Origin of the sequence: Simplicispira sedimenti (genome assembly GCF_022760965.1) — a bacterium.
In the GTDB taxonomy this organism is placed as follows: Bacteria; Pseudomonadota; Gammaproteobacteria; order Burkholderiales; family Burkholderiaceae_C; genus Simplicispira; species Simplicispira sedimenti.
Genome location: NZ_JAKVIJ010000001.1, coordinates 478,104 through 491,824, shown reverse-complemented (window position 1 = coordinate 491,824; position 13,721 = coordinate 478,104). Strand labels below are relative to the sequence as shown.

The following is a 13,721-nucleotide window of genomic DNA, read 5'->3' as shown; positions in this document are numbered from 1 at the left end:
CAAGAAAGAATGCCCGCCGCCAGGCGCAGGCGGGCGCTTCAGTCAGAGGTTGGGGGCCAGCAGGCGGCGCAGTTCGGCCTCGTCCATACCGCGGCGCTGGGCCATGTCGGCGAGCTGGTCTTCGCCGATCTTGCCCACACTGAAATAGGTGCTTTGTGGGTGCCCCAGGTAAAAGCCGCTCACGCTGGCGGCAGGCGCCATGGCCAGGCCTTCGGTGAGCTGCATGCCGATCTCACCGCATTGCAGGTGTGCAAACAGGGCGCGCTTGGCGCTGTGGTCCGGGCAGGCCGGGTAGCCGGGCGCGGGACGGATGCCCTGGTACTGCTCGGCGATCAGCGCCTCGTTGTCGAGCTGTTCGCCACGCGCATAGCCCCACAGATCGGTGCGCACGCGCTGGTGCAGGTACTCGGCGAAAGCCTCGGCCAGGCGGTCGGCCAGGCTCTTGAACAGGATGGCCGAGTAGTCGTCGTGTTCCGCGAGGAACTCCTGCTCCTTCTTCTCCACGCCCAGGCCCGCCGTGACGGCGAACAGGCCGGCGTAATCGGCGATGCCGCTGCCCTTGGGCGCCACGAAATCGGCCAGGCAGCGGCTGGGGCGCATCTGGCCCTCGACGGCGTGCTTTTCGGTCTGCTGGCGCAGACCGTACCAGGTCAGCGCGACCTGGCTGCGCGTCTCGTCGGTGTAGAACTCGATGTCGTCGCCCACGCTGTTGGCGGGCAGCAGCGCCAGCACACCGCTGGCCTGCAGCCAGCGGCCCTCGATGATCTTCTTGAGCATGGCCTGGCCGTCGGCAAACACGCGCCGCGCCTGCTCGCCCACCACCTCGTCCTGCAGGATGGCGGGATAGGCGCCCGCCAGGTCCCAGGTCTGGAAGAACGGGCCCCAGTCGAGGTAGGGCACGAGTTCGACCAGGTCGATGTTGCTGAGCACGCGGCGCCCGATCAGGCGCGGCACCGTGGGCTGGTAGGCAGCCCAGTCGATGGCGGTGCGATTGGCGCGGGCCTTGTCCAGCGGCCACAGCGGCACCTGCTTCTTGTTGGCGTGCTGGCTGCGCACCTTGTCGTAGTCGGCCTGCACTTCCTGCACAAAGCTGGCGGCGTTGTCGCCCAGCAGGTTCTGCGCCACGCCCACGCTGCGCGAGGCGTCGGGCACATAGACCACGGGGCCTTCGTAGTGCGGCGCGATCTTCACGGCGGTGTGCACGCGCGAGCAGGTGGCGCCGCCAATGAGCAGCGGGATCTTCTTGATGCGGAAATGCTCGTCCTTCTGCATTTCGCCGGCCACGTACTGCATCTCTTCGAGGCTGGGCGTGATCAGGCCCGACAGGCCGATGATGTCGGCCCCTTCCGCCTTGGCGCGCGCCAGGATCTCGTGGCAGGGCACCATCACGCCCATGTTCACGACCTCGAAGTTGTTGCACTGCAGGACCACGGTGACGATGTTCTTGCCGATGTCGTGCACGTCGCCCTTGACGGTGGCGATGACGATCTTGCCCTTGGTGCGCACGTCGCGCCCGGCGGCCTCGTCCTGGCGCTTTTCCTCTTCGATGTAGGGGATGAGGTGCGCCACGGCCAGCTTCATCACGCGCGCGCTCTTGACCACCTGCGGCAGGAACATCTTGCCCTGGCCGAAGAGGTCGCCCACGATGTTCATGCCGTCCATCAGCGGGCCTTCGATCACGTGCAGCGGGCGGCCGCCGTCAGCCACGATGGCGCGGTAGGCCTCCTCGGTGTCCTCGGTGATGAACTCGGTGATGCCGTGCACCAGCGCGTGCGACAGGCGCTCGCGCACGGGGGCCTTGCGCCATTCGAGGCGCTTGCTGTCGTCCTTGGCGGCGCCCTTGGCGCTTTCGGCAATTTCCACCAGGCGCTCGCCCGCGTCGGCGCGGCGGTTCAGCACCACGTCCTCAACGCGCTCGCGCAGCACCGGGTCGAGTTCGTCGTACACGCCGATCATGCCGGCGTTGACGATGCCCATGTCCATGCCCGCCTGGATGGCGTGGTACAGGAACACGGTGTGGATGGCCTCGCGCACCGGCTCATTACCGCGGAAGCTGAAACTGACGTTGGACACACCGCCCGACACCTTGGCGCCGGGCAGGTTCTGCTTGATCCAGCGCGTGGCGTTGATGAAGTCCACCGCGTAGTTGTCGTGCTCCTCGATGCCCGTGGCGATGGCAAAGATGTTGGGGTCGAAGATGATGTCCTCGGGCGGGAAGTCCACCTCGTCCACCAGGATGCGGTAGGCGCGCGCGCAGATCTCGGTCTTGCGCGCGAAGGTGTCGGCCTGGCCTTTTTCGTCAAAGGCCATGACCACGGCCGCCGCGCCGTAGCGCTTGACCAGGCGCGCCTGGCGCTTGAACTCCTCCACCCCTTCCTTCATGGAGATGGAGTTGACGATGCCCTTGCCCTGCAGGCAGCGCAATCCTGCCTCGATGACCTCCCACTTGGAACTGTCCACCATGACGGGCAAACGGGCAATGTCCGGCTCGGAGGCCATCAGGTTGAGGAAGCGCACCATGGCGGCCTTGCTGTCGAGCATGGCTTCGTCCATGTTGACGTCGATGATCTGCGCGCCGTTCTCCACCTGCTGGCGGGCCACGGCCAGGGCTTCCTCGAACTGGCCGCCCAGGATCATGCGCGCGAACGCCTTGGAGCCGGTGACGTTGGTACGCTCGCCCACGTTGACGAACAGCGAATCCGCGCCGATGGTGACGGGCTCCAGGCCCGACAGCTTCATGGGGGGAAGGGAAATTTCAGACATGCAGCCCACCTGTGCAATACAACCCGGAACAGGTGAGCGTCGTTGCGGGTGACTGGATTCCCCAAGCCTGACAGATCCGGCAGGGGATCTGCTGCAACGCTCCTTGGGGGCAGGGCGGGATTTTACCGGCTACTTTTCCACCGCGCCCAGCGCCGCAGACCCCAGGGCCGATGCGGGCAAGCCGAACAGCTTGTCGAACACCCAACTGAACACAAAGGTGTAGCACAGGAAAAACACGATCAGGCCCAGGTCCATGAGCAGCGCCTCCCACAGGCTGATGTCGAACCACCAGGCAAACAGCGGCACCAGGGTGAACACCAGCCCGCCCTCGAACCCGATGGCGTGCGCCACCCGCCGGCGCAGGCTGCGGCCGCGCACAGCCTGGCGTGCTTCCCAGCGCTCGAACAAGGTGTTGAAGAGGATGTTCCAGGCCACGGCCACCGCCGAGGAGACCACGGCCATCACGCCCGAGTGGCCCATGTCCTGCCCGGTGTAGCGGGACAGGCCCACCGTGACCACCGCAATGGCAATGAGTTCGTAAATGGAGACATAGACCACACGGCGGCGCACGCCCTGCAGCCCGGCAATCAGGGCAGGAGAAGACATCAGGTGCGCATGGTACCGCGCCACGGCCCACCCACTGGGCCTATTCACCCCGCTCCGCAGTGCGGAAGACACAAATGAAACGGGGCTCCAGCGCAATAAAAACGTGCGCCAACAGCTATAAAAATAATAGCATTCACAAACCTGTCACACCCGGTTAAGCTGTGCGACAAACCTCAGAGCCCAGGCATAGGAGACATGCATGCAAGCCCCTTTTGAAAGCCGCAACAAAGACCTGGCCAAGCGCTGGGGCCGCTGGCAGCCCGATGTGGGCAGCTCTGCGCAGGACCTGCGCAATGACGGCCAGCCCGAGCGGCGCAAGACCGGCAAGCACCGGGGCGAGGTGTCGCTGCAGGACTTCGACCCGGCGGACAAGCCCTTTTCCTCCGGCGAAAAGAACCAGGACAAGGCGTTGGTCGAATCGCTCGCGCTGGAACTGGACGAACTGCAGAACCTGTTCTACGCCGACAAGCGCTACAAGCTGCTGGTGATCCTGCAGGGCACGGACACCTCCGGCAAGGACGGCACCATCCGCGGCGTGTTCGGCCGCATGAGCGCGCTGGGCGTGCACACCGTGGGCTGGAAGGCCCCCAACGAGGCCGAGCGCGCGCACGACTACCTCTGGCGCATCCACCAGCAGGTGCCGCAGGCGGGCGACATCACCATCTTCAACCGCAGCCACTACGAGGACGTGCTGGTGCCCGTGGTCAACGGCTGGATCACGCCCGAGCAGCAGCACCAGCGCTATGGCCATATCAATGACTTCGAGCGCATGCTGAGCCAGACCGGCACCATCGTGCTCAAGTTCATGCTGCACATCAGCCGCGACGAACAACGCCAGCGCCTGCAGGAGCGCCTGGACGACCCCACCAAGCACTGGAAGTTCGCGATGAGCGACATCGATGCACGCAAACAGTGGGCCCAGTACCAGCACGCCTACGAGCAGTTGCTGGCTGCCACCCACACGCCCTGGGCGCCCTGGACCATCGTGCCGGCCGACTCCAAGACGCACCGCAACCTGATGATCGCCACCGTGCTGCGCGAGGTGCTGCGCAACCTGGACCTGCGCTACCCGCCGGGCGACCCGGCGCTGGCCCACTTCAAGGTGGAATGAACGCCCGCGCTGCGACCTACGCGTGGTTATGCATCAGATGCATAACCACCGAACACACTGGCCTTGGACAAGCCCCCACCCCCACCCCTAAGCTGCGTGCCTTGCCTATCTCCCACAAGGAAACACCGCATGCAGAACCTCTCCGGCTCCGTTCAGACGAACCATCCCCTGCCGTCGTACCTCGACGCCACCCACCTCGGCCCCTGGGGCAACTACCTCCAGCAGGTGGACCGTGTCACCCCCTACCTGGGCAGCCTGGCGCGCTGGGTGGAAACGCTCAAGCGCCCCAAGCGCATCCTGGTCGTGGATGTGCCGATCGAGATGGACAACGGCACCATCGCCCATTTCGAGGGCTACCGCGTGCAGCACAACCTGAGCCGCGGCCCCGGCAAGGGCGGCGTGCGCTTCCACCAGGACGTGACGCTGTCCGAAGTGATGGCCCTGTCGGCCTGGATGTCGATCAAGAACGCGGCAGTGAACGTGCCCTACGGCGGCGCCAAGGGCGGTATCCGCGTCGATCCCAAGAATCTCTCGATGGGTGAACTGGAGCGCCTGACGCGCCGCTACACCAGCGAGATCGGCCTGCTCATCGGCCCGTCCAAGGACATTCCCGCCCCCGACGTGAACACCAACGGCCAGATCATGGCCTGGATGATGGACACCTATTCCATGAACGTGGGCGCCACCGCCACCGGCGTGGTCACCGGCAAACCGGTGGACCTGGGCGGCTCGCTGGGTCGCGTCGAGGCCACCGGCCGCGGCGTGTTCACCGTGGGCGTGGAAGCCGCCAAGCTGACCGGCCTGCCGATCGAAGGCGCGCGCGTGGCCGTGCAGGGTTTCGGCAATGTGGGCGGCATTGCCGGCAAGCTGTTTGCCGAAGCGGGCGCCAAGGTCGTTGCCGTGCAGGACCACACCGGCACCGTCTTCAACGGCAAGGGCCTGGACGTTCCCGCCCTGCTGGCCCACGTGAAGGCACGTGGCGGCGTGGGCGGCTTCGCTGGCGCCGACACGATCTCCAACGAGGACTTCTGGGGCGTGGACTGCGAGATCCTGATCCCCGCTGCGCTGGAAGGCCAGATCACCAAGGACAACGCAGGCAAGATCAAGGCCAAGATGGTGATCGAGGGCGCCAATGGCCCTACGACCACCGAGGCCGACGACATCCTGCACGACAAGGGCGTGCTGGTGCTGCCCGACGTGATCGCCAACGCCGGCGGCGTGACGGTGAGCTACTTCGAATGGGTGCAGGACTTCTCCAGCTTCTTCTGGAGCGAGGACGAAATCAACGCCCGTCTGGTGCGCATCATGCAGGAGGCCTTTGCAGGCGTCTGGAAGGTCGCCCAGGAACACAAGGTGAGCCTGCGCACGGCCACCTTCATCGTGGCCTGCCAGCGCATCCTGCACGCCCGCGAAATGCGCGGACTGTATCCGTAACACCCCCTGAGCGCCTTCGGGGCCGCTGGCCTGTGCTGCGCAGCGCAGAGCGCGGCCATCGTCACTCTGCGCCCCCTACCAAGGCACTGCCCTGTGGCCTGCGGGCCACAGGGCAAGCGGCGGCGCTGCCGCTTGTCTGCCGTGCGCTGCCACTGAACCAGCCGGACTACATCTGCTTACCGGCGTTCGCATTTGGTAGCTTTCTTGGCGGCATCCAACGGGAACACTTCCTCCATTCAAGAGGAGATTTCCCGTGGCAATTCCATCTTTGCGCAGCATGCTGGCCCGCTGGATGTTGCATCGTCTGCGCACCGCGCGCGACGTGGCCCGCCTGGCCTACCGCCTGCATGGCCGCAAGACGGCCCTCATCGACCGCCGGGGGCGCTTTACCTACGCCTGCCTGCAGGACCGCGTGCTGCGCCTGCATGCCTGGATGCAGGCGCAGGGCGTACGCAAGGGCGACATCGTCTTCACCTGGCTGCCCGAAACCGGCGAACAGTACGAGACCCGGCTCGCAACCTATGAGAACGGCGCCATCTTTGCGAGCTTCCACAAGCATCTGCCCGCGCTGGCCGTGCTGGACATGCTCGAGCGCCTGCGCCCAGCGGTCTTCATCCACGACCCGCAACTGAGCCGCACCATCCTGCCCGTGGTGCGCGAGCGCTGGCCCGCCATGCGGGTGCTGGCGCTGGGCATGGCCTACGAAAGCGCCTTGGCGGCCCACATGCCGCAACGCGGGCGCGAGCCGGTGCACGAGGACGACGTGTTCGCCCTGCACATGACCTCGGGCACCACCGGCCTGCCCAAGAGCATTGGCTACACGCACCGCAAGTACCTCGACAGCGTTCGCCTGATCAGCCAGGCCATCGACTTCAGCCGCCCGAGTGGAACGCAGGATGTGAACATGCTGGGCATGCCACTGACCGGGCCGGGCTCGGGCCTGGTGCTGCCCACGCTGCTGTCGGGCAGTGCCCTGCTGATGCCCGAGAACTTCCATGCCGAAACCCTGGCGCGGCTGATCGCGCGGCACCGCGTGACCCGCGCCTTCCTGTCGCCCTCGGCCATCATCGATCTGCTGGACGACCCCGCGCTGGCGCGGCACGACCTGTCCTCGCTGCGCCATGTGCCCTATGGCTCGGAGATGATGCCTGCCGCCAAGGTGGCCGAAGCCGTGCGCCGCTTCGGCCCGATCTTCCAGCAGGGCTACGGCTGCCTGGAGGCCCTGCCCCCTATCACCTGGCTGCTGCCGCACGAGCATGTGGACGCTGCGGGCGAACCGGTGGCGCTGGACATCCTGGCTTCGGCCGGGCGCGTGGTGGACGGCGTGGAGGTGGTCATCCGCGACGACGACTTCCAGCCCCTGCCTGCCGGGCAGACCGGCCTGATCACCGCCCGCACGCCCGTGGCCTTTGAGGGCTACTGGAAAGACCCCGAACGCACCGCAGAAACCCTGCGCGAAGGCTGGGTGGTGATGGGCGATGTGGGCTACTTCGACCGCCACGGCTACCTGCATGTGCTGGGCCGCACGGCCGACCGGGTGCAGCGCGCGGGCCAGTGGATCAACCCGCGCGAGGTGGAGGAAGTGGCCCACTGCCACCCCGCCGTCAAGGAAACCTGTCTGGTGCAGCATGGCTTCCAGGCGGTGCTGGTGTTCAGCCCACGCCATGGGCAGCGCGACGCCCTGGCCAGCCCCGAAGCGCGCGTGGCGCTGGAGCGTGCGCTGCTCCAGCACATGGCCGCCGCACTGCCGAAGGCCCAGCAACCAGACCGCGTGCACCTGGTGGCCGACATTCCGCGCAGCTTTCTGAACAAGATGCTGCGCCGCGAAGTGCGCGCACTGCTGGACCGCAACGCCGCCCCCACCTGGGCCACCGCGCCCGACAAGGTGGCCGCATGACGGCCACCCCACCCCGCCTGGGCACGGGCACCAAGCTGAGCTACGCCGTCGGCAACGTGGGCTTGCAGATGCTGGTGGCCGCCATGAGCTTCCTGCTCATGATCTTCTACACCGACGTGGCGCTGGTACCCCCGGCCATCGCGGGTGCCGCGCTGCTGGTGGGCAAGTTCTGGGACGCCGTGAACGACCCGCTGCTCGGCTGGATGAGCGACCGCACCCGCTCGCGCCATGGGCGGCATCGGGTGTACCTGCTGTACGGTGCGCTGCCGCTGGCCCTGGCGGCGGCTGCGGTCTGGATGGTGCCGCCTGGGCTCAGCCCGCTGGCGGCCTTCGTCTGGATCGCGCTGACCTACACGCTGTTCGACACGCTGATGACGCTGGTGCAGCTGCCTTATTCGGCCCTGGCCACCGAACTGACCCTGGACTATGACGAGCGCACCAGCCTGACCGCCTTTGCCTCCATGGGGGCGCTGCTGGGCTTTGTGGGCGGCAGCGTGCTCATGCCCCTGCTGGTGCGCGCTGCTCCCGACGCACGCACCGGCTACGCCCTGGCGGGGCTTTGCTTTGGCGTCTTTGCCGGGCTCTGCGTCGCCTGGGTGGCCTGGCGCGTGCGCGAACCGGCGCACTGCATTCAGCCCCCGGCAACGCACCCGCAGGTGTCCATGGCGGCGTCCGTGCGGCGCACGCTGCAGGTCACGCTGCGCAACCGCCCCTTCGTGCTGCTGGTGGGTGCCGTGGGCCTGGTGCGCCTGGGCCTGACCCTGGTGCAGGGCGCGTTGGCCTACTTTGTGGTGTACCGGCTGCAGGGCGACAAAAGCGATCTGCCGCGCTTCATGGGCATCTTGCTGCTGGTGGTGGGGGTGTCACTGTTCGGGTGGAAGCGCGTGGTCGATGGCTGGGAGAAGAGCCGCACCTACGTTCTGGGCCTGCTGCTGTGCGCAGCGGGCCTGGTGGCGCTGTACTTCTTGCAGCCCGGCCAGCATGTGGCCATGGTGGCGCTGCTGGTGCTCATCGGCCTGGGCATGGGGGCACACTGGATCGTGCCGTTTTCCATGGTGCCCGACACCATAGACCACGGCCACATGCAGGCGGGCGAGCGCACCACGGGCATGTACCTGGGCTTTTACGGGCTGGTGGACAAGCTGGCGCGCACCCTGGCCACGGTGCTGATCGCGGGCATGCTGGACTGGACCGGCTACGTGCCCAACGTGCCCCAGGGCGATCAGGCGCTGCAGGGCATCGCCCTCATGACCGGGCCGCTGCCCGCGCTGTGCCTGCTGCTGGCCATTCCGCTGCTGCTGGCCTACCCCATCACACGGGCACAGCACGCTGCCATCCGGCAGGGCGTGGACACGGGCATCGCACCGCCAGCGCTTCAGAGCGGCGGCATGGGCTCTACCGAGCCCGAGGGCAGCACCACCCGCAGCGCCAGGCAGAACGGCTGCGCGCAGGACGCACGTCCGGCATAGGGGCAGCCCGGCGTCTGGCACAGGCCGGCTTCACGCTCGCGGGTCGCATCCTCGTCCTTGGGCACCTGCCCGCTGGCCTCCATCACGGCCATCTGCAGCCAAGGGTCCTGCCGGGCGTGCAGCAGCTCGCGGCCATAGACGGGCGGCTGCACCAGCGGCGCAAACTCCAGCGTCAGCAATGCGCTGGTGCGCACCGCCGCAGGCTCGGTGGATTGCAGCACCAGCGCCCAGGTGCCCGACTGCAAGGCCTGCGGCTTGCCCGCGAACAGCGCGGCCAAAGACGGCATGGCTGGCGCTGGCGCAGGGGCAACGGCAGTCTGTGCCTGAGCCTGCAACCAGGGCACGGGCACGCGCAGGGTGAGCGAAAAGGCGCGCTCGCCTTCCGGCGTCTGCACCACACCCTGGCGCACCAGCCAGGTCTGCAACGGCGGCAGGCCGTCCTCGCCCAGCGCAGCACCCTCCACCACCGGCACCAGCACGGCGGGCCAGGGCTGCACGGCAAGCACGCGCTGGGGCTGCTGCGCCGGTGTGGTGACCTGGCGCACCAGCTCGGCCAGCATGCTGCGCAGCGGTGCGCCCACGCCCGTGGCAGGCCAGGGCGGCAGCGGCGTGGCCCCCGCCGTTGCAGGGGTGGGCGGCAAACGCCCCGGCCCAGCGGCCAGCAGGGGCGCGCCGCGCATGGAGGAAGCAGTCGCCGGGACTGCAGCCCCCTGCCCCGGTGCGGAACCGCCCGATGGCGCCGCAGGTGCCTCGGCCAGACGGGCGCGGGCCTGCGGCGACAGTTGGACCTGGTCTGCCCCCACCGGCAACGGCGGTACGGGTGCTACCGGCGCCTGGGGCGGAATGGGGGGCGCAGGTACACCGGGCGAGCGCGCCGAGGAAGCGCTTTCGCGGTCTGTACCCAAGAGCGCGCTCTGGCGCTGCAGGGCGGCCTCGGCCAGCACCTGCGCGACGCCAGGGGGCGGCCCCCGAGGAGGATCGATGTTCACGGTCATACCGGCCTGCCATGGGTGGTGCGCAGGACATCCGCGCACCGCCTGTGCATTCTGCGGCGTTTCGCGCCCGATGGCTATCGGGGCTTAGTTGCTATTATTTTGATAGCTTCTTACGCTTATCCATTGGGCGCCAGAGCCCGATTTTGCCTGATCGGCGTCATACCTCAGATATGGCCATCAGCCTCTGCGCCAATGGCCGCGCTCGGGATTAGCTCCCTCTCCCCTTGCGGGAGAGGGAGTCTGAGATACGCCCCGAATCAGACAATTTCGCTCGCAAATCGAGGCACCTGGACGCTCTCAAGCCGCCTCGCGGTAGAACAAGGGGCGCGTCTTGACCGGCCCCACGGCCCGCGCGATGGCGCCGATGTGGTCGGGCGTGGTGCCGCAGCAGCCGCCGACGATGTTCACCAGCCCCTCGGCGGCGAACTCATGCACGAGGCGGCTGGTGACCTCGGGCGTCTCGTCGAAGCCGGTGTCGCTCATGGGGTTGGGCAGGCCGGCGTTGGGGTAGCAACTGATGAAGGTGTCGGGCGCGGCCTTGGCCAGCTCCTGGATATAGGGGCGCATCAGCGCGGCACCCAGCGCGCAGTTCAGGCCCACGGCCAGCGGGCGGGCGTGGCGCACGCTGTGCCAGAAGGCGGTGACGGTTTGGCCGCTGAGGATGCGGCCCGAGGCGTCGGTGACGGTGCCGCTGATGAGGATGGGCAGGCGCTCGCCGGTCTGGTCGAACGCTTCCTCAACGGCGAACAGCGCGGCCTTGGCGTTGAGCGTGTCGAAGATGGTCTCGACCAGGATCACGTCGGCGCCGCCCTCGATGAGCGCCAGGGTCTGCTCCAGGTAGGCGGCGCGCAGCTGCTCGAAATCGATATTGCGCGCGCCGGGGTCGTTCACGTCGGGGCTGATGCTGGCCGTCTTGGGCGTGGGGCCAAGGGCGCCGGCCACGTAGCGCGGCTTGTCCGGGGTGGAGAACTTGTCGCAGGCGGCACGCGCGAGCTGCGCCGAGCGCAGGTTCATCTCGCGCGCCAGGTGGGCCATGCCGTAGTCCTCCTGCGCGATCGTGGTCGCGCCGAAGGTGTTGGTCTCGATCAGGTCGGCGCCCGCGGCCAGGTAGCGCTCGTGGATGTCGCGGATCACGTCGGGCCGGGTGAGCGAGAGCAGCTCGTTGTTGCCCTTCACATCGCGCGGAAAGTCCTTGAAGCGGTCGCCCGCGCCATCGGGCCCGGTGTAGCCCTCGCCCCGGTACTGCGCCTCGCCCAGCTTGAAGCGCTGGATCATGGTGCCCATGGCGCCGTCGAGGACGGCGATGCGTTGGGCCAGGATGGCGGGGAGTTGCTGGGCGCGGGTGTAGTGGAGGGCTTGCATGGGGGACATTGTAGGAAACCGGCCCTGGCCCTGCCGCCAAGGCAGGCATGCCCCTTCTTGACACGGAACGTCTGCGCGCGCACACTCATCTGACTAGTTTGACCAGTTCAAGGAGGTTTCTATGCGCACATGGCCATTGCAAGACGCCAAAAGCCGCTTCAGCGAACTGGTCGATCGCACGCTCAGCGAGGGCCCACAACTGGTCACACGGCGCGGGGCCGACGCCGTGGTGGTACTGGCGGCGCCCGAGTACCGCCGCCTCGCAGGCCAGGATTCGCTGCTGTCCACCCTGCTGCACGCACCGCGCGGCGAACCGCTGGATGTGGAGCGCCCCACCGACCCCATCCGCCCCATCGAGCTGTGAAATACCTGCTCGACACCTGCCTGCTGTCGGAGCTGGTCAAGCTCGCACCCGCGCCTACCGTACTGCGCTGGTTGCAGAACCAGGACGAAACACAGCTGTTCATGGCGGCCATCACGCTGGCCGAGCTGCAACGTGGCGTGGCCCGGCTCCCCATTTCCCGCCGCCGCACGGAACTCGAAGCATGGCTTGCAAGCGTACAGCGGCAGTTTGGCGACCGCGTGCTCGCCTTCACCGCACACACCGCCAGCTACTGGGCGCAAATGTGCGCGCAGGCCCAAGCCAAGGGCCAGACCATGGCCGCCTTCGACTCGCTCATCGCCGCCACGGCCGTGGAACACGGACTGGCCCTGGCCACGCGCAACGTGGCGGACTTCGGCGCGGTACCCGTGGTGCTGGTCAATCCGTGGGAATCCACTGCGGGCTGATGCCAGAAGCCCCCTCCAAAGCCCCCTGCACCCACCGCCCCTGCCGCACCACCGTGCACGCGGGCCGCTGGCCCAGCCAGTAGCTGAGTTCAGCCAGTTCGTCCACCGGCCAGAGCACGAAGTCCGCGCTGCGGCCTGCGGCCAGCAGGCCGTGCGTGTCTTGCAGGCCCAGGGCGCGGGCGGCGTGCTGGGTGATGCCGGCCAGCGCCTCGGGCACCGTCAGGCGGAACAGGGTGCACGCCATGTTGGCCATGAGCAGCAGGCTCAATGCGGGCGAGGTGCCGGGGTTGTGGTCGGTGGACACGGCCATGGGCACGCCCGCGGCGCGCAGTTGCTCGATGGGTGGCAGGTGGGTGTCGCGCAGGGTGTAGTAGGCGCCGGGCAGCAGCACGGCCACGGTGCCGGCCGCCTGCATGGCGGCGATGCCCGCCGGGGAGAGGTGTTCGATGTGGTCGCACGACAGCGCCTGGTAGCGCGCCGCGAGCTGCGCCCCGCCCATGTCGGAGAGCTGCCCTGCGTGCAGCTTGACGGGCAGGCCCAGCCGCTGGGCGGTGGCAAACACCTGCTCGGTTTCGGCGAGTGAGAAGGCGATGCGCTCGCAGAACACATCCACCGCGTCCACCAGGCCTTCGTCGTGCAGCGCGGGCAGCATCTGCTGGCACAGGTGGTCGATGTAGTCCTGGCTGCGCCCGGTGTATTCCGGCGGCAGGGCGTGGGCGCCCAGAAAGGTGGTGCGCACCGTGATGCCCTGCTCGCGCCCCAGGCGGCGCGCCACGCGCAATTGTTTGCGCTCATGCTCCAGGGCCAGGCCGTAGCCGGACTTGATTTCGATGGCGCACACGCCCTCGGCCATCAGCGCTTGCAGGCGTGGCAGGGCGCTGGCGTAGAGCGCGTCTTCGCTGGCCGCACGCGTGGCACGCACGCTGGAGACGATTCCGCCCCCGGCGCGGGCCACTTCCTCGTAGCTGGCGCCCGCCAGGCGCAGGGCAAATTCATGCGCGCGCTGGCCACCATAGACCAGGTGGGTGTGGCAATCAATCAGCCCCGGCGTGGCCCAGGCGCCGCACGCATCGTGCTGCGGCAGGGCCGCAAACGCTGCGGGCAGGGCCTGCTGCGGCCCCAGCCAGCGCAGCACGCCCTGCTGCACCACCATCGCGGCAGGTGCGCCGTCGGCCACGGGCTGCGTGGGTTGCGCCAGGCCGGGGGCCAGGCGCAGGTGGCGCCACACACCGTCGGCGCTGGCGGATGGGGGCTGGGTCATGCTTTGCTCCTATTGTTATAGCTATTCGCGCTCA

11 protein-coding genes and 1 riboswitch are annotated in these 13,721 nt (G+C 67.9%); of the genes, 6 read left to right on the top strand and 5 right to left on the bottom strand.

The genetic code is table 11. From position 1 onward, the window contains the following. Positions 1-42: 42 nt before the first annotated feature. The gene (gene metH / locus MJ602_RS02220; protein WP_243019215.1) at positions 43-2,763 is read right to left on the bottom strand and encodes a methionine synthase; all 2,721 of its coding nucleotides are present in this window, start codon (positions 2,761-2,763) and stop codon (positions 43-45) included. A 27-nt stretch (positions 2,764-2,790) separates the two neighbouring features. Further along, positions 2,791-2,874: riboswitch (S-adenosyl-L-homocysteine riboswitch) on the bottom strand. A gap of 18 nt (positions 2,875-2,892) precedes the next feature. After that, on the bottom strand, positions 2,893-3,342 hold the full coding sequence (locus tag MJ602_RS02215; RefSeq protein ID WP_243019277.1) for a PACE efflux transporter: 450 nt from the start codon (positions 3,340-3,342) through the stop codon (positions 2,893-2,895). Positions 3,343-3,568: 226 nt separating this feature from the next. On the opposite strand from MJ602_RS02215, the gene MJ602_RS02210 reads away from it, so the two are divergent. The 4 genes from MJ602_RS02210 (at position 3,569) to MJ602_RS02195 (ending at position 9,280) form a co-directional block, all read left to right on the top strand. Continuing rightward, positions 3,569-4,480, top strand: coding sequence for a PPK2 family polyphosphate kinase (locus tag MJ602_RS02210; protein WP_243019214.1), 912 nt, complete (start codon positions 3,569-3,571; stop codon positions 4,478-4,480). A gap of 129 nt (positions 4,481-4,609) precedes the next feature. Continuing rightward, the gene (locus MJ602_RS02205) at positions 4,610-5,914 is read left to right on the top strand and encodes a Glu/Leu/Phe/Val family dehydrogenase (protein WP_243019213.1); all 1,305 of its coding nucleotides are present in this window, start codon (positions 4,610-4,612) and stop codon (positions 5,912-5,914) included. A gap of 253 nt (positions 5,915-6,167) precedes the next feature. Continuing rightward, entirely contained in the window at positions 6,168-7,811 is a 1,644-nt protein-coding gene (locus tag MJ602_RS02200) for a class I adenylate-forming enzyme family protein (protein ID WP_243019212.1), read from the top strand. Then, positions 7,808-9,280 carry an MFS transporter gene (locus MJ602_RS02195; protein WP_243019211.1) on the top strand — a complete coding sequence of 491 codons (1,473 nt, stop codon included), beginning with the start codon at positions 7,808-7,810 and terminating at the stop codon, positions 9,278-9,280. The genes MJ602_RS02200 and MJ602_RS02195 overlap by 4 nt, the downstream gene beginning before the upstream one ends. Here the strand turns inward: MJ602_RS02195 and MJ602_RS02190 are convergent. After that, positions 9,187-10,275 carry a hypothetical protein gene (locus tag MJ602_RS02190; protein ID WP_243019210.1) on the bottom strand — a complete coding sequence of 363 codons (1,089 nt, stop codon included), beginning with the start codon at positions 10,273-10,275 and terminating at the stop codon, positions 9,187-9,189. The two genes, MJ602_RS02195 and MJ602_RS02190, sit on opposite strands and share 94 nt — an antisense overlap. A gap of 297 nt (positions 10,276-10,572) precedes the next feature. Then, the gene (locus MJ602_RS02185; RefSeq protein WP_243019209.1) at positions 10,573-11,637 is read right to left on the bottom strand and encodes a homocysteine S-methyltransferase family protein; all 1,065 of its coding nucleotides are present in this window, start codon (positions 11,635-11,637) and stop codon (positions 10,573-10,575) included. 121 nt (positions 11,638-11,758) lie between these two features. Between MJ602_RS02185 and MJ602_RS02180 the strand changes: the two genes are divergently transcribed. Together MJ602_RS02180 and MJ602_RS02175 are read left to right on the top strand one after the other, a co-directional pair. Further along, positions 11,759-12,001 (top strand): type II toxin-antitoxin system Phd/YefM family antitoxin, encoded by a 243-nt coding sequence (locus MJ602_RS02180; protein WP_243019208.1) that lies wholly within the window; start codon positions 11,759-11,761, stop codon positions 11,999-12,001. Next, positions 11,998-12,426 carry a type II toxin-antitoxin system VapC family toxin gene (locus MJ602_RS02175; RefSeq protein ID WP_243019207.1) on the top strand — a complete coding sequence of 143 codons (429 nt, stop codon included), beginning with the start codon at positions 11,998-12,000 and terminating at the stop codon, positions 12,424-12,426. Before MJ602_RS02180 ends, MJ602_RS02175 begins: the two co-directional genes overlap by 4 nt. Here the strand turns inward: MJ602_RS02175 and hutI are convergent. Further along, positions 12,398-13,687, bottom strand: a complete 1,290-nt coding sequence (gene hutI, locus MJ602_RS02170) for an imidazolonepropionase (RefSeq protein ID WP_243019206.1) — start codon at positions 13,685-13,687, stop codon at positions 12,398-12,400. The two genes, MJ602_RS02175 and hutI, sit on opposite strands and share 29 nt — an antisense overlap. Positions 13,688-13,721 lie beyond the last annotated feature (34 nt).